Source organism: Pseudomonas sp. GW822-FHT02E03 (genome assembly GCF_058802325.1).
Map to the genome: position 1 here is coordinate 1 of NZ_JBXAOA010000048.1, position 15,863 is coordinate 15,863.

Annotated in this window: 14 protein-coding genes; 3 read left to right on the top strand and 11 right to left on the bottom strand. The window is 58.3% G+C overall.

The genetic code is table 11. The features are described 5' to 3' along the window. Positions 1–78: 78 nt before the first annotated feature. From AC1RQB_RS24385 to AC1RQB_RS24400, 4 genes are all read right to left on the bottom strand, one after another. The gene (locus tag AC1RQB_RS24385) at positions 79–1,308 is read right to left on the bottom strand and encodes a nucleoside recognition domain-containing protein (RefSeq protein ID WP_008076274.1); all 1,230 of its coding nucleotides are present in this window, start codon (positions 1,306–1,308) and stop codon (positions 79–81) included. Positions 1,309–1,512: 204 nt separating this feature from the next. Beyond that, positions 1,513–2,844 carry a glutamate/aspartate:proton symporter GltP gene (gene gltP, locus AC1RQB_RS24390; protein ID WP_008076273.1) on the bottom strand — a complete coding sequence of 444 codons (1,332 nt, stop codon included), beginning with the start codon at positions 2,842–2,844 and terminating at the stop codon, positions 1,513–1,515. A 767-nt stretch (positions 2,845–3,611) separates the two neighbouring features. Further along, complete coding sequence (locus AC1RQB_RS24395; protein WP_003177151.1) at positions 3,612–3,776, bottom strand: DUF1328 domain-containing protein; 165 nt, start codon at positions 3,774–3,776, stop codon at positions 3,612–3,614. An 82-nt stretch (positions 3,777–3,858) separates the two neighbouring features. Beyond that, a complete protein-coding gene (locus AC1RQB_RS24400) occupies positions 3,859–4,143 on the bottom strand; it encodes a hypothetical protein (protein WP_063342003.1) in 285 nt (94 codons plus the stop codon). A gap of 436 nt (positions 4,144–4,579) precedes the next feature. Here AC1RQB_RS24400 and algB point away from each other — a divergent pair, with 436 nt between their 5' ends. Further along, positions 4,580–5,926 (top strand): sigma-54-dependent response regulator transcription factor AlgB, encoded by a 1,347-nt coding sequence (gene algB, locus AC1RQB_RS24405; RefSeq protein WP_063342002.1) that lies wholly within the window; start codon positions 4,580–4,582, stop codon positions 5,924–5,926. 10 nt (positions 5,927–5,936) lie between these two features. After that, entirely contained in the window at positions 5,937–7,727 is a 1,791-nt protein-coding gene (locus AC1RQB_RS24410) for an ATP-binding protein (RefSeq protein ID WP_008076268.1), read from the top strand. Between the two features lie 12 nt (positions 7,728–7,739). Here AC1RQB_RS24410 and AC1RQB_RS24415 read toward each other — a convergent pair whose 3' ends face one another. The 7 genes from AC1RQB_RS24415 to AC1RQB_RS24445 form a co-directional block, all read right to left on the bottom strand. Next, the gene (locus AC1RQB_RS24415) at positions 7,740–9,356 is read right to left on the bottom strand and encodes an EAL domain-containing protein (RefSeq protein ID WP_063342001.1); all 1,617 of its coding nucleotides are present in this window, start codon (positions 9,354–9,356) and stop codon (positions 7,740–7,742) included. A gap of 73 nt (positions 9,357–9,429) precedes the next feature. Next, the gene (locus AC1RQB_RS24420) at positions 9,430–10,209 is read right to left on the bottom strand and encodes an N-acetylmuramoyl-L-alanine amidase (protein WP_008076261.1); all 780 of its coding nucleotides are present in this window, start codon (positions 10,207–10,209) and stop codon (positions 9,430–9,432) included. Positions 10,210–10,314: 105 nt separating this feature from the next. Then, the gene (locus AC1RQB_RS24425) at positions 10,315–12,345 is read right to left on the bottom strand and encodes a GGDEF domain-containing protein (protein ID WP_063342000.1); all 2,031 of its coding nucleotides are present in this window, start codon (positions 12,343–12,345) and stop codon (positions 10,315–10,317) included. Next, positions 12,346–13,206, bottom strand: coding sequence for an endonuclease/exonuclease/phosphatase family protein (locus AC1RQB_RS24430; protein WP_008076259.1), 861 nt, complete (start codon positions 13,204–13,206; stop codon positions 12,346–12,348). A 14-nt stretch (positions 13,207–13,220) separates the two neighbouring features. Continuing rightward, positions 13,221–13,862: a thiol:disulfide interchange protein DsbA/DsbL gene (locus tag AC1RQB_RS24435; protein WP_008007973.1), complete on the bottom strand. Its 642-nt coding sequence runs from the start codon at positions 13,860–13,862 to the stop codon at positions 13,221–13,223. Between the two features lie 198 nt (positions 13,863–14,060). Next, a complete protein-coding gene (locus tag AC1RQB_RS24440) occupies positions 14,061–14,672 on the bottom strand; it encodes a c-type cytochrome (RefSeq protein WP_007902879.1) in 612 nt (203 codons plus the stop codon). A 46-nt stretch (positions 14,673–14,718) separates the two neighbouring features. Then, the gene (locus AC1RQB_RS24445; RefSeq protein WP_003196231.1) at positions 14,719–15,009 is read right to left on the bottom strand and encodes a c-type cytochrome; all 291 of its coding nucleotides are present in this window, start codon (positions 15,007–15,009) and stop codon (positions 14,719–14,721) included. Positions 15,010–15,200: 191 nt separating this feature from the next. Between AC1RQB_RS24445 and yihA the strand changes: the two genes are divergently transcribed. Beyond that, the gene (yihA, locus tag AC1RQB_RS24450; protein WP_063341999.1) at positions 15,201–15,842 is read left to right on the top strand and encodes a ribosome biogenesis GTP-binding protein YihA/YsxC; all 642 of its coding nucleotides are present in this window, start codon (positions 15,201–15,203) and stop codon (positions 15,840–15,842) included. The last annotated feature ends 21 nt before the right edge of the window (positions 15,843–15,863 follow it).

Sequence of the window (15,863 nt, forward strand, 5' to 3'; positions counted from 1 at the left end):
CCCCCCCCCCCCCCCCCCCCCCCCCCCCCCCCCCCCCCCCCCCCCCCCCCCCCCCCCCCGCTCCCACAGGATTTTCGGTCAACCGAAGAACCAGTAGCAAACCCCGATGGCCCCCAGCACCCCCGCCAATTCCGCCAGCAACGCACACCCCACCGCATGCCGTGCACGCTGAATGCCCACCGCGCCGAAGTACACCGCCAGTACATAAAAGGTTGTTTCGGTACTGCCCTGAATCGTCGCCGCCACCAGCGCCGGGAAGCTGTCTACCCCGGAGGTCTTCATGGTTTCAATCAGCATCGCCCGTGCGGCGCTGCCGGAGAAGGGTTTGACCATGGCCGTCGGCAGCGCATCGACGAAGCGCGTATCCCAACCGGCCCACTCCACCAGATGACGGATCCCGTCCAGACCGAAATCCAGTGCCCCGGATGCTCGCAGCACGCCCACGGCACAGAGCATCGCCACCAGATACGGCAGCAGGTTCTTGGCCACGTCGAAGCCTTCTTTGGCGCCTTCGATGAACGCCTCGTAGACCTTCACTTTGCGTAATGCGCCGATCACCAGAAACAGCATGATCAGCCCGAACAGCGTCACGTTGCCGAGGATCGATGACAGGCTCGCCAGAGCGGTCGCCGAGAGCGTCGCCAGCAGCGCCATGAACGCACCGAGGGCCAAGGCACCGGGAATGAAGTAGGCGAGCACCACCGGGTCCCACAGCCGCAGACGCTGCATGAACGCCACCGACAACAAGCCCACCAGGGTCGAACAACTGGTGGCCAGCAGGATTGGCAGGAACACCAGGGTCGGATCGGGCGCACCTTGCTGGGCGCGGTACATGAAGATGGTCACCGGCAGCAGGGTCAGGGACGAGGCGTTTAGCACCAGAAAGAGGATCTGCGCGTTGCTGGCGATGGTGTCGCTGGGGTTTAGCTCTTGCAGCGCCTTCATGGCTTTGAGGCCGATCGGCGTGGCGGCGTTGTCCAGCCCCAGGCCGTTGGCGGCGAAGTTCAGCGTGATCAGGCCGATGGCCGGATGCCCGGGCGGCACCTCCGGCATCAGGCGCAGGAACAGCGGGCCCAGCGCCTTGGCCAGCCATTCGACGATGCCGGCCTTCTCGGCAATTCGCAGAAAGCCCAGCCAGAGAGTGAGGGTGCCGAACAACAGGACCATGACCTCGACCGACAATTTGGCCATGGCGAAAATGCTTTCCACCATCGCCGCGAAGATCCCGGCGTTACCGCCGATCAGCCATTGCGCCAGCGCCGAAACGGCAGCCACGATGAAGAAGCCAAGCCACAGGCCATTAAGCATCAGTCAAATCCCCCGGAAGATGCGGCGAATGATAGCGGGGTAGACAGAAACGACAAACCCCGGATTTCTCCGGGGTTTGTTTAGTACCGCTAGCAAAAGACCAATGTGGGAGCGGGCTTGCTCGCGAAAGCGGTGGATCAGTCAACAAAGATGTTGAATGTTCCGGCCTCTTCGCGAGCAAGCCCGCTCCCACAGGTTTTTGCATCAGTTGCTGGAAATTTCACCAACCGGCAACTTTTCCTTGCTGCGCCAGTGCGGCAGGGAGTTCCAGTAGCGCTCGCCCTTGGCGTCGTCGTACATACCTTCCCAACGTGCGATGACCAGCACGGCCAAGGCGTTACCGATCACGTTCAGCGCGGTACGGGCCATGTCCATGATGCGGTCGACACCGGCAATGAACGCCAAGCCTTCCAGCGGAATACCAACGCTGCCCAGAGTCGCCAGCAGCACCACGAAGGACACGCCCGGTACGCCGGCGATGCCTTTGGAGGTGACCATCAGCGTCAGCACCAGCAGCAACTGTTGGCTGATGGACAGGTCGATGCCGTAGAGCTGGGCGATGAAGATTGCCGCGATGCTCTGGTACAGGGTCGAACCGTCGAGGTTGAACGAGTAGCCGGTCGGCACCACGAAGCTGCAAATGGCTTTCGGCGCGCCGTAGGCTTCCATCTTCTCGATCACGCGCGGCAGCACGGTTTCGGAACTGGCGGTGGAGTAGGCCAGTACCAGCTCATCCTTGAAGATGCGCATCAGCTTGATCACCGAGAAACCGAACAGGCGAGCGATCAAGCCCAGCACCACAAAGGCGAAGAAGGCGACGGCGAAGTAAACCAGGACGACCAGTTTGGCCAGCGGCAGCAGAGAGGCGAAACCGAAGTTGGCCACGGTCACCGCGATCAGTGCGAACACGCCGATCGGGGCGTAGTTCATGATCATGTGGGTGACCTTGAACATGCTTTCCGATACGCCCTGGAACATCTTCACCAGCGGCTCGCGCAGGTCCGATTGCAGGCTCGACAGACCGAGACCGAACAACACGGAGAAGAAGATGATCGGCAGCATCTCGCCGCGGGCCATGGCCGCAAAGATGTTCGACGGGATCAGGTTGAGGATGGTCTGGATGAACGCGTGTTCATGCTGCACCTCGGCGGCAGTGGCCTGGTACTTGGAAATATCCACCGTACCCAGGGTGCTCATGTCGATGCCGCTGCCCGGATGGACCACGTTGGCCAGCACCAGACCGACCAGAATGGCGATGGTGGTGACGATCTCGAAGTAAATGATGGTCTTCAGGCCGATGCGACCGAGTTTCTTCGCGTCACCCACGCCAGCAATGCCGACGATCAGCGAGGAGATCACGATCGGGATCACGATCATCTTGATCAGACGGATAAAGATATCGCCTGCCGGTTGCAGTACGTTGCTGATCCACCAGGCTTTTTCGGCACTGAAATGGTTGAGCAGTGCACCAATTGCTATCCCCAGAACCAGACCGATGAGGATCTGCCAGGCGAGGCTAAGCTTTGCCTTCTTCATATCTTTACCCTTACTTGCGTTTGACTCAGGCTGATGCATGAACTGAAACGCGCAATGGCGAACAAGTCTTGCATCGGCCCCCGTATAAGGTCCCCGCGAGCGAGCATTTACAGCTCTCAGGCAGCGAAAAAGGCGCAACTATTCCGATGCAGGGAAGCGCCGTCTAATGCCGTAAACGCCTACCCTATGCCGAATCGGCATGAGATTTTCCAACTGAAACCCGCGTCCCAACCGGTTTGAATGCGACATTCAGGCGGGCATAAGTGCCGTATGCCGGCCATTTCAGCGCAGGACGAAGGTTTTTAAATAAGCGGAAATTTAGGAAAAAGCCTACGTTTGGCTGCGAATTCTCTTATCGAGATAGTCGTAGCTTTCTCGATATACGGTCACGAAGAAACACCGCGAAACGGTTTTGCGGGGAATATGCACCAAGAACAGATGAGCTGAATGCTCTAGATCAACGTTTTGCACGTTGAAGCTCTCCGCAAGTTCGTCGAGCCGCTCTGGTCCCGGCGAACTTGCGTCGCAGCTTTGCCTGACCCGGCCCTTGCGCAGGTACTCCCTGTACCCGTAGGTCACTCCGACCCTGAAACAGTCAGAACGTCCCGACCCCTTGGTCATGCGTCTACCGTCCTCGGGTAGCGCAGTGGAAAAAGGCGCTGTGGCCTCTTTCGTATTTCGAAACTCAATACCGGTGGATCTTTTTTAATTGGCACTGCCGCCCAGAAGCAGGGCGGCTGCCACTGTCTTTAACGAAATGCTCATGTTCAGCCTCGACCGCGGCGGCCAAAGAAGAAGGAAGCGATGAACATCACCAGGAATACGACAAAGAGAATCTTGGCGATACCCGTGGCGGTGCCCGCGATACCACCGAAGCCCAATACTGCAGCGATGATGGCAATGATCAGGAATGTGATTGCCCAGCTCAACATGGTGATTCTCCTTACGGCTTCTATTTAAAGGTGTTGCTGGTGGTGCTTATCCCGGCGCGTTGAGCGCGCCAAGTTCGTTTATTTAAAACACCCAACGCTCCTGAGGCGTCTCGTCCACAGGCCGGGCCTGGTCAACATCCATCATTCGCATCGAGTCGCTGTCAGCCAGGTTGCTGCTGACGGCGCTGAAGTGGGTTTGGGGGGCGTGTGGAATCGACAGGTGCGGCGTCTCTGGCTGCTGGCTCTGTTCCCAACGCAAGTACTGCTGGCCGCCAATCAAGGTGATCAACAATGCCAGCAGGGCAAACAATCCTTGCTGGATATGCAGTGGCGAGATAGGCAATCGGGCGGCACCTTGGCGATTCATCCTGAAGTTCCTCCCTCTTTGGGTAGGTTGGCGGGCACTGATTTATTAAATGCCCTGATTACTCAGACACCTGCAGCCTGCATGCCACCTTTTTTGTCAGGTTTAATCTGATTTAAATCAATGGGTTACATGATTTGTGAAAATAGGGTTGGACGCATCCTGCACGATGGCCCATTCAAGGCCGTGCGTAATGCACGATGGATTCGCCAAAACGTTCAATATTTTTGGAATTGAAGGAAGGGCGCGGATGTCAGAAAGGGACGCAGGCAATTACCGAAGGACGGTTCATTAATAAAAATTTAAATAAATCAGCGAGTTATCTTGTGATGACGTAGATAGCACCGCTGATATGGTCGAAATCGGCCACAATCAATCATGCAACTTGCCCGATTTTTCCGGGCTTAACCCATTTCAACAATTAAAGGAGCGCAGGAACATGGAATCAGCCACTGAGCATCAAGGCCGCATTCTGCTGGTAGACGACGAGTCCGCCATCCTTCGAACCTTTCGCTATTGCCTCGAAGATGAAGGCTATAGCGTGGCTACGGCGACCAGCGCGGCTCAGGCTGAAGCCTTGTTGCAGCGCCAGGTTTTTGATCTGTGCTTCCTCGATTTGCGTCTGGGCGAAGACAATGGCCTTGATGTGCTGGCTCAGATGCGCATCCAGGCGCCCTGGATGCGGGTGGTGATCGTCACTGCTCATTCGGCCGTGGACACTGCCGTGGATGCGATTCAGGCCGGTGCCGCCGACTATCTGGTCAAACCTTGCAGCCCCGATCAGTTACGCCTGGCCACTGCCAAACAGCTGGAAGTTCGGCAACTCTCGGCGCGCCTGGAGGCTCTCGAAGGTGAAGTGCGCAAACCCAAGGAGGGGCTGGATTCCCACAGTCCGGCCATGAAAGTGGTGCTCGAAACCGCACGCCAGGTCGCCAGTACCGACGCCAACATCCTGATTCTCGGCGAGTCCGGCACCGGTAAAGGTGAACTGTCACGGGCAATTCACGGCTGGAGCAAACGCCAGAAGAAGTCCTGCGTCACCATCAATTGCCCGTCCCTGACTGCCGAATTAATGGACAGCGAGCTTTTCGGCCACAGCCGCGGAGCATTCACCGGTGCCAGCGAAAGTACCTTGGGGCGGGTCAACCAGGCCGACGGCGGAACGTTGTTTCTCGACGAGATCGGCGATTTTCCCCTGACTTTGCAGCCAAAATTGCTGCGTTTTATTCAGGACAAGGAATACGAGCGCGTGGGCGACCCGGTGACCCGTCGCGCCGATGTGCGAATCCTCGCCGCCACGAACCTCAACCTGGAAGACATGGTTCGCGATGGTCGTTTTCGTGAGGACTTGCTCTATCGTCTCAACGTCATCACCTTGCACCTGCCGCCGCTTCGCGAGCGCAGGGAAGACATTTTGAACCTGGCTGACCGCTTCCTGGCGCGCTTCGTCAAGGAATACTCGCGTCCAGCCCGGTGTTTCAGCGACGAGGCGCGCGAAGCGCTGCTCAGCTACCGCTGGCCGGGCAACATTCGCGAGCTGCGCAACGTGGTGGAGCGCGCGAGCATTATTTGTCCGCAGGAGCGGGTAGAGCTCAGCCACTTGGGCATGGCCGAAACCCCGACCAACCACACGCCACGAATTGGTGCTGCGCTGAGCCTGGATGAATTGGAAAAAGCTCACATTGGCGCGGTTCTCGCCACGGCCGACACGCTGGATCAGGCGGCCAAAACCTTGGGTATCGATGCCTCGACCCTGTACCGCAAACGCAAGCAGTACAACTTGTGAGTCGTAACCGATGAAACTGGCGATGACGTTGCGCACCCGGCTGTTTCTGAGTATTTCCGCACTGATTACTGTGGCGCTGCTTGGGCTCTTGCTCGGGCTGGTCAGCGTGATGCAGATGGCAGGGACTCAGGAAGCCCTGATCCGTGACAACTTCGTCACGCTGGATCTGGGATTGAAGCTGCGTCAGACCCTGGGTGATCAACTGATCATCATGCTCGACGAGCAACCGGACCCTGCGGCGTTCGAGGCGTCCAAGCAGCATTCCCTTGAATTGTTTGACGAAGGCATTGCTCGCGAACCGTCCAGCGAGGGTGCCCAGTATGGTTTCAAAAAGGCCAAGGCTGATTATCAGAACCTACTGCGGTCCTTTGATCTTTCCAGTGCTCCTATCCAGGTAGTCGGTGGTGAAGGGGATCTCGCGGAAAAATTCAACGCGCTGCGTAACGGTTTGATCTTTGAACAAAAACGCGCACTGGATAACATCACCGAGATCGAACGCAAGGCCCGGGAGCGAGCACTGTTGATTGCCGGCCTGCTTGGGTTGGTCGGGGTGGGGGTGCTGTTCATCGGCTTCATTACCGCCCATGGGATCGCCCGGCGGTTCGGGGCTCCGATCGAGGCCTTGGCCGCAGCGGCTGACAACATCGGCCAGGGTAATTTCGAAGTGACCCTGCCGATTTCTTCCGCGGTGGAAATCAACCAACTGACCCACCGCTTCGGCATCATGGCCGAGGCCTTGCGTGAGCACCAGGCTACCAATATCGACGAACTGCTCGCCGGTCAGCAACGCTTGCAAGCGGTGCTCGACAGCATCGACGACGGTTTGCTGATCATTGATCGTCAAGGTCATCTTGAGCACCTCAACCCGGTGGCTCAGCGTCAGTTAGGCTGGGACACCGATCGTCTCGGCCAAGGGCTGGGTACGGCGCTTGAGCGTCCCGAACTGGATGAACAACTGCAACTGGTATTACGCGGTGGCACCCTGGAACGAGCGCCGGACGACCTGAGTATCGAAGTCGATGGAGAGTCGCGATTGCTGACCTATAGCCTGACGCCGGTCAGCCATACCCAGGGCCATATTCTCGGCGCTGTGATGGTGTTGCATGACGTCACCGAACAGCGTGCCTTCGAACGGGTACGCAGTGAGTTCGTCCTGCGCGCCTCCCATGAGTTGCGCACACCGGTTACCGGGATGCACATGGCGTTCGGCCTGTTCCGCGAGCGGACGCATTTTGCCGCAGACTCCCGCGAAGCTGACCTGCTGGACACTGTCAACGAAGAAATGCAGCGCCTGATGCAGTTGATCAACGACTTGCTGAATTTCTCTCGCTATCAGAACGGCCTGCAAAAACTCACCCTGGCGCCATGCTCCATCGAAGACTTGCTGGATCAGGCCCAGACACGTTTTGCCCGCTCGGCGCAGGAAAAAGGTATCGAGCTGCTGGTGGAAGTGCAGGGGCCGTTGCCGCGGTTGCAAGCCGATCAGGCGCAGCTGGAACGGGTGCTCGACAACCTGATCGACAACGCCTTGCGCCATACCGCCCACGACGGACTGATACGTTTGCAGGCCCGGCGCCATGGTGAACGGATGATTATCAGCGTCGAGGACAACGGCGAAGGCATTGCCTACGGCCAGCAGGGACGGATCTTCGAACCCTTCGTTCAGGTCGGTCGCAAAAAGGGCGGTGCCGGGCTGGGTCTGGCGCTGTGCAAGGAAATCGTGCAGTTGCACGGTGGACGGATGGGGGTCTATTCGCGGCCGGGGCAGGGGACGCAGTTCTACATGGCGCTGGCGATATAAGCCGGTGCCCTCTCAGGCTTCGTCATCCTGGCGTCGCGTAGTCAGTCGGCGGCCACGGGTAATCAGTTCGATGAACTGCACGGCGCTCAGGGCGTGGGCGAACAGCCAACCCTGACCGAATTTCACCCCTTCGCTGCTCAGAAACACCGCTTGGGCTTCATGTTCAATGCCTTCGGCAATCACCTTGAGTTGCAGGGCCTGAGCCATGCGAATGATGTGCGGTGCCACGCCGCTGCTGGCGGCGTCATGCCCCAGCGCGTCGATAAATGCCTTGTCGATTTTCAGGCAGTCCACCGGTAGGGTTTGCAGGTAGGCGAGGCTGCAATAGCCGGTGCCAAAATCGTCGATCAGCACTTGATGCCCGACATCCCGCAGGGCTTGCAGGTTTTCTCTGGCCACCACCACGTCCACCAATCCGCGCTCGGTCACTTCAAAGGCAATTTGCCTGGCTGCTACCCGGTGCATGCTCAGCAGACGCGCCATCACCTGACCGATACGCGGCACCATGACATCGCAGGCCGCCAGGTTGACCGAGATGTAAAGCTGCGGATTGGATCGCAACAGTTGCCCGAGCTGTTCCAGCAGGCGCTGTAACACGAAGTCGGTCATCTGGCGAATCTGGCCGGTATTCTCCGCCATCGGAATAAACAGGTCGGGACTGGTCAGCGTGCCGTCCGGCCTGCGCCAGCGCAGCAGGGCTTCAGCGCCGACGCAGTTGCGGCTGTCGAGGTCGAAGATCGGTTGATACAACACCTGTAGCTCGCCTCGCCGCATGGCGCCTTGCAGTTCGGCATCCAGCGACTGACGCTGGCGTACCAGCAAAAACACCAGAATGCCTACACAGGCACTCAGCGCCAGGCTGGCCGGCAGTAGCCACCACCATACCGCCGGTACATGCATTCCGGTACGTGGGGTGATCAGTACCAACTGGTATTCGCGGGTGTTAGTGGGCATTCGGTAAATCAGGCGGGTAGGGGTGACTTGCAACGCATCGGGGCTTTTCGGGGGCCAGGGTTCTGTGGGGGGCCAGGCCTGAGCGACACCGAGCACTGGAATCGCCCGGGTGCCATGGTCGAGCACCACCAACAGGCTGCTCCCCGGAGACAGATCGACCATGTCGGTCAAATGCCCGCGGGACGTCGCAACCCGGAAATTGCCACGCCCAAGCATCAGTGCTGCGCGGTTCTCATCGGGTTCGGTGGTGGTGTTCAGCCAATAGCTGTAGATGGGCCCCTTGATGTCCGGCGGTCGGATCAGCGATACCCCTTCCTGGCGGGGGCGGTTGGAGCAGGTTCGAGCCGTGTCCATATAAGCGGCTTCATAAACGAAGCGGTAATTGAAGCTGACCTGCTGCAGGGTGGCGATCATTTCGTCATCGCAACCTCGCAGCGGTTGGGCTTGCAGGTCATCGAGGCTTTCGCGCAATTGCCCGAACAGCTGCTCCAGCCGGACCAGAAAGCGTTCTCCCTGGGCATTCATTTCCTGGCTTTCGTTTTGCTCAACCTGATGCATCGCCACGAACAAACTGCCGACCGTTAGAAGCGTTGCGCTCAAGGCAGTAGCCAGCATCGCCAAAAACCAAGGGCGATAGAACCAGCTATGCAGTCTCTCCCGAGCAGCAGGCATCATGGAATATCCGAAGAATTACCAATGAGTTATAGCTGCTGATTTGGAAAAAGCGCTGACCGTCGGGCGGGCGTCATTATTTTGTCTGATTCAATACCTGAAGAATCGCCGCGGTCTGGGCGTCCGGTGTCCCATCGAAACGGGAAGGGCGAAAATGCAGCTGGAAGGCCGCCAGCACATTGCGTGTCGCTACATCCAGTTCGCCGGTTTGCGGCGTGGCATAGCCCAAGCGGGCAAGCTGCGCCTGAAACCAACTGATGCTGGGTAATTGCACCGCGAACTGCGCTTGCTGTCGCGCCACGGCCTGCTCGTTCGGCCATATTCCCAGGCCTTCGGCGGCCAGGCGCTTCCAGGGAAACAGCGGGCCGGGGTCGAGTTTACGCATCGGGGCGATGTCGCTATGGCCAATGATATGACGGGGGCTGATGCCTTGGCGCTTACTGATGTCTTTGAGCAGGAAGATCATCGACTGAATCTGGGCTTCGCTGTAGGGATACCAAAGACGCCCGTTCGGGGTGTCCTCAAAGCCCTGATTGACGATCTCGATACCAATGGAGCTGGAGTTCAGCCAGGTCCGGCCTTGCCATTCGCTTTCGCCTGCGTGCCAGGCCCGAGAATTTTCATCCATCAGCTTATAAATAGTGGCGCGCTTGTCGTCGCTAATCAGGTAGTGGCTGCTGACCTCGCCATGGGTCAGCAATTGCAGCGAGGTTTCCAGGGATGCGGAGGTGTAATGCATCACCACGAACTGAATACGACTGTCGTAATTGGCTGAACGGTGACTGGTATCGATTCGGGGGCCGCTGGCACAACCGGCCAATAGAAGCAGCGAGGCAATAAAAACAAGACATTTCATGGTGGGAGGCAGTACACGCAAGACAATAATGCAACAGTGTAACGGTATTGCCTTGCGCGCAGATGGCAAAAAATGCTGTTTTAAACAAAATGGAACAATTAGCTATCAGCCCGTTTCTACTCGATTCCGGCCATTGTTTTTCGCCCGATATAGCGCCTGATCGGCTCTTTTAAGCACCAGATCGCTGTGTTCGCCTGGTCTGAAGGCAGTCAATCCCATGGAAATGGTGATGGTGACTCGCTCGCCCTTGAAGTGGAACGGGCAGGCTTCGATCGATGCGCGCAAGGTTTCCAGTAGTTTCGCGCCGACCATAGGAAGTGTGGCAGGCATCAATAACACAAACTCCTCACCGCCAAATCGGGCAATGAAATCAGTCCCACGCAGACGCTTGCGTAGCACGTTGGCGATGATTTTCAGTACCTTGTCGCCCGCCAGATGGCCATAGTTGTCGTTGATGCGTTTGAAATGGTCGAGGTCGAGCATTGCCAGCAACAGGGTAGTGCCATGTTGTTGCCATTGACCTATTTCGTGCTCCAGGCGTTCGCTCCAGGCTGCTCGATTGGGTAGACCCGTCAGTGGATCGATCAGCGCCTTCTGACGCTGTTCTTCGAGATGCTCACGGTAGCCCAGGGCTTCCTGCTCCATGTGGGCAACCCTTTCGGCCAGGCTTTGCAGGCGGGCCGCTACTTCCTGCTCACGCTCATCGCGCTGCTTCTGGTGTTGGTCCATGGTGCCGAGCAGGCCTTCGAGATGGTTTTCCAGCACATGCTTGAGATCATCAAGGTCGGCCGCTTCCTGCATGCTGCTTTGCAAGCCGTCGACTTGCTCGCGAATCTGCGTGTCCATATCCCGCGCGGCTGAGCGGTTGTCGGCGTGGCCTTCGCTCGCGGCTTGCAGGTTGCTCTGGAAAGACTCGAGTCGTTCGTTGAGTTGCTTCAAATAGGCTTCGAATTCGTGCTGGCCGCTGTCGGTGATTGCCAGCATCAATGTGGCCAGGTCATCGAGAATTGGCAGCAGTTCGTACCAGTTCAAGCCATTTTGAAGACGATCGCGCATCGCCTCGGCTTGCGGACGATGGCGCTCAGGCAGCGCCAGGTCATCGAGAAGGCCCAGCAGGGTGTCTTCGATGTGCTTGGCGACAGAGCTATAGGACGGCTCCGGCGAGTCCGGCAGGGCATACAGAATATCGTGTCCGGACGGCTCTGGATCGATGGCCACCGGAGTGAGCTCATCGGGATTGATTGCCGACAGAAGAGTGGCCGGTAGGGCGATCGCCGGAACCGGCTCTTGTGGTTGCTCGATATCGGGCCGGGTTGGTAGCTCCGTGACTTGGCTGCTCGTAGCTTCTGGCTCAAGGATGGGTGGCTCAAACGCCACGACTTCAGCCGCAGGTGCCATTGCTATGGGCGCCTCAATTTGCGCTGGCTCGGGGGGCGCAGCGGCGGGCATCGCGGCTTCGACGGTTGGCAATACCCCTTGCGGTTTATCGGCGGCTGGCGCGAGATTGACCGTCGCTTGTGGGGGCTCGGCCGGCGAGGCTGCAACCGGTTCGACAGGTTGCGGGGCAGGCATTTGCGATTCGGGCACGGCGAGCTGTGGCGCGGTCTCTTCCGTTTCCCTACTGAACAACCGCTGCAGAAAACCCGGACGATCAGGTTCGGCAGGGTTCTCCAGCAGGTTCAAGGCTTTGCCTTGCAAGCCGCTCAGCTCACTGAGCAGCAACGGGATTTCGCGAGCCTGGCTTACGCGTCCGTCCAGTTGCTTGGCGAAATGCTTCAGTGGCCGGCTCACTTCCCGGGGCAGCGGCAATGCTTGCAACTGAGAGACCAGCGCTGTCAGGGCGGCACTGACTTGATTGACCCGGGTTTCCCGGCGCTGCTCGGAGTCGAGCACAGCTTTTTCCAGGCGTGGCAGCAAGGCAGCCAGGCCGGCGTCCATGTCATCGGTGCGTACGACTTCACGCATTTCCTTCATGCATTGATCAACGGCGCGATCGGTACCTTCTGCGGCCAGGGTGCTGCGCACCAGCCCACGACGCAACAAATCAAGCCGGGCGTCCCATCGACGTTCCAGTTTTTCTTGTTGTTCGATGCTTTTGAGGTATTTCTCTTTCCAGCGCTGTGCTTCGTCGCTCATTCAGGCAGGACTCAACGCGGGCAATGCATCGGCCGTGAGCGAACCCGGCAGACGAATCTCTACCGCGACCGGCAGGTGATCGGAAATGGGCTGTGCCAGCACTTCGACCTTTTCAAGGGTCAGGGTGGGGCTGAGCAGAATATGGTCCAGGCAACGCTGCGGGCGCCAGCTGGGAAAGGTCGCTTCCAGTTGCGGCGCGAGCAGGCCTAGATCACGCAACGGGGAGTTTTGCAGCAAGTCACTGGCATGGGTATTCATGTCGCCCATCAGCACCTGGTGTTTATAACCGCCAATCAGCTCGCGGATGTAGGCCAGTTGCAGGCTACGGGCTCGAGCGCCCAGCGCCAGGTGCATCATCACCACCACGAGTGCCTCCGGACCTTCGCCGAAGCGCACCAGAATGGCCCCGCGCCCCTTGGGTCCCGGCAGCGGATGATCTTCAATCGCCCACGGGCGCAGTCGGCTGAGTACACCATTGCTGTGCTGACCGAGATGACCGAGGTTGCGATTGAGTTGTTGATACCAGTAGGGGAAGGCGCCGAGCTGCGCCAGGTGTTCGACCTGATTGACGTAGCCTGATCGCAGGCTGCCGCCATCGGCTTCCTGCAAGGCGACCAGATCGAAGTCGCCCAGCAGATTACCGATTTTTTGCAGATTGTCGGCACGCCCGGTGTGCGGCAGCAGATGCTGCCAGCCGCGGGTCAGATAGTGCCGATAGCGCTCGGTACTGATACCAACCTGGATATTGAAACTGAGCAAACGCAGACGGCTGTCCACGGGCAACCCCGTTGATTCCAGGTGATGCTCGTTGACCTGCGGATCATGCAGGCCAACGATGCGTTCAGTTCCCCAGCGGCGCATGGCAGGTGCCGCGCTTAGTTGGCGACGGCCTTGGTTGCCGCTCGCTCTTTGGCAACCAGTTGGTCGGCCAGTTTCAGCGCTTGTTCGGCACCGCCGGCAGAGCCGATGTCAAAGCGATACTTGCCGTTGACGATCATGGTAGGCACGCCGGTGATTTCATATTTCTTTGCAAGCTCTTTGGCTTTGTTGATTTGGCCCTTGATGGCGAAGGAGTCGAAGGTGGCCAGGAACTTGTCCTTGTCTACACCTTGGGTCGCCAGGAAGTCCGCCATGTCTTCTTTGTCGGTCAGTTTCTTGTGTTCTTTCTGGATCGCTTCGAAAACTGCCGCGTGAACCTTGCTTTCGACGCCCATGGCTTCAAGGGTCAGGAACATTTGGCCGTGTGCGTCCCAAGGGCCGCCAAACATGGCCGGAATGCGCACGAAGTTCACGTCGGAAGGCAGTTTTTCAACCCATGGGTTAATGACGGGTTCGAAGGCATAGCAATGCGGGCAGCCGTACCAGAACAGCTCCACGACTTCGATCTTGCCAGGCGCGGCCACCGGGACCGGATTGCTCAGTTCGACATAGGGCGCTTCAGGTTTTTCGGCGGCTTGGGCAGTCATGCCGAACAGGCTGGCAGCGACGAGTGCGGCGCTGATGATCAGATTACGCATGCTTTACTCCTGGACAAATTGGACGCCTCGCGCGACCTGTTTTCAGACAGATCCTGGCGGGCTTGAGTTTGTAGTGTAACGGCAGCGGCCACAAAAAAGGGCAGCCAAAGCCACCCTTTTTATGTTTGCATCGACGGATTAATCGAGTGTTAACGTTGCAAGAGATGTACATCTCTAGCAACGCTTGTTCGATCGATCTCAGTGCAAGCCTTGAATATAGCTGGAGACTGCGGCGATATCTTCGTCGCTCAGCTTTTTAGCGATGCTCTGCATCGGTTTGGTATCGCCGTCGTTGGTGCGGCCACCTTCTTCTTTTCTGAAGTCGGTCAGTTGCTTGCCGACGTACTGGGCATGCTGGCCGCCCAGATGCGGGAAGCCGGCAGCGGCGTTGCCCTTGCCATCTGGAGAGTGGCAACCAGTGCAAGCTGGCAGGCCCTTGGCCAGATCACCGCCACGGAACAGTGCTTCACCGCGAGCCACGACTTTCGGGTCGGCGGCGCCAACGCTGCCTTTCTGGCTGGCGAAGTAGGCGGAGATATCAGCCAGGTCCTGATCGCTCAGGTTGGTCAGCAGGCCGGTCATTTCCAGTACCGTGCGTTTGCCGGACTTGATGTCGTGCAGCTGCTTGTTCAGATAACGCTCGCCCTGACCTGCCAGTTTCGGAAAGTTAGGCGCCATGCTATTGCCATCCGGGCCATGACAGGCGCCACATACTGCGGCTTTCGCCTGACCAGCAGTCGCATCACCTGCAGCATGGGCAATACCGGAGATCCCCACGGTCAACAGCAGACTCACGATCAATTTGTTCATCAGCTAATCCAACTACGGCTAAGGGTTAAAGAGTTATGGACCGGGTTTACTCGCTCATCCACTGGATGATGGCTCGGTAATCCTCGGCACTGCAGTCCATGCACAAACCACGCGGCGGCATCGCCTTGAAACCCTGGGTCACGTGTTGCACCAGCGTCTCCATACCTTTCGCCAACCTCGGCGTCCAAGCTTCCTGATCGCCCTTGCGGGGCGCCATGGGTAGTTGGCCGGAATGACAGGCACCACAAACACGGTTGTACACAGCTTCCGGATCCTGTGTAGCCTGAGCGCTGTAAAGCGGCATCAAGACACCGGCAGCTAGCAGCCATTTCGTCATAAAACGACCTTTTCAGGGTTGAGAGCGTGCTGCGTTCTAATGCGCAATCAAGGTTAATCGCTCTCGTGAACTTCATCCTACGCTGGGACAAAGCGCACACAAAATCTGCGGCATTATATACTGGCGTCACTGAAACGGAAACGACACTGCTTGCCGCGTCCATTCCCGGCGCCGCCCACATCGGAAATCCCATGCAACTCAAGAACCCCATCCTCGGTCTGTGCCAACAGTCCACCTTCATGCTCAGCGCCGCCAAAGTCGATCAATGCCCCGACGACGAAGGCTTTGAAGTGGCCTTCGCCGGGCGTTCCAACGCCGGCAAGTCCAGCGCATTGAACACCCTGACACACGCCAGCCTGGCGCGGACCTCGAAAACTCCGGGTCGCACGCAGCTGTTGAACTTCTTCAAGCTAGACGATGAACGCCGTCTGGTCGACCTGCCGGGTTACGGTTATGCAAAAGTACCGATCCCGTTGAAGCTGCACTGGCAGCGTCACCTGGAAGCCTATCTGGGCGGTCGCGAGAGTTTGAAAGGTTTGATTCTGATGATGGACATCCGTCATCCAATGACCGATTTCGACCTGCTGATGCTCGATTGGGCCGTCGCCAGCGGCATGCCGATGCATATTTTGCTGACCAAGGCAGACAAACTGACCTATGGCGCGGCGAAAAACGCGCTGCTCAAGGTTCAGGCGCAAATCCGTAAGGGCTGGGGCGATACGATCACTATCCAGCTGTTTTCGGCACCCAAACGCTTGGGGCTGGAAGACGCCTACACTGTACTGGCGGGCTGGATGGAGTTGGCGGACAAGGGCAGCGAGGCTGCCGAGTAAGGCTTTACAGGTGAAAAGCCA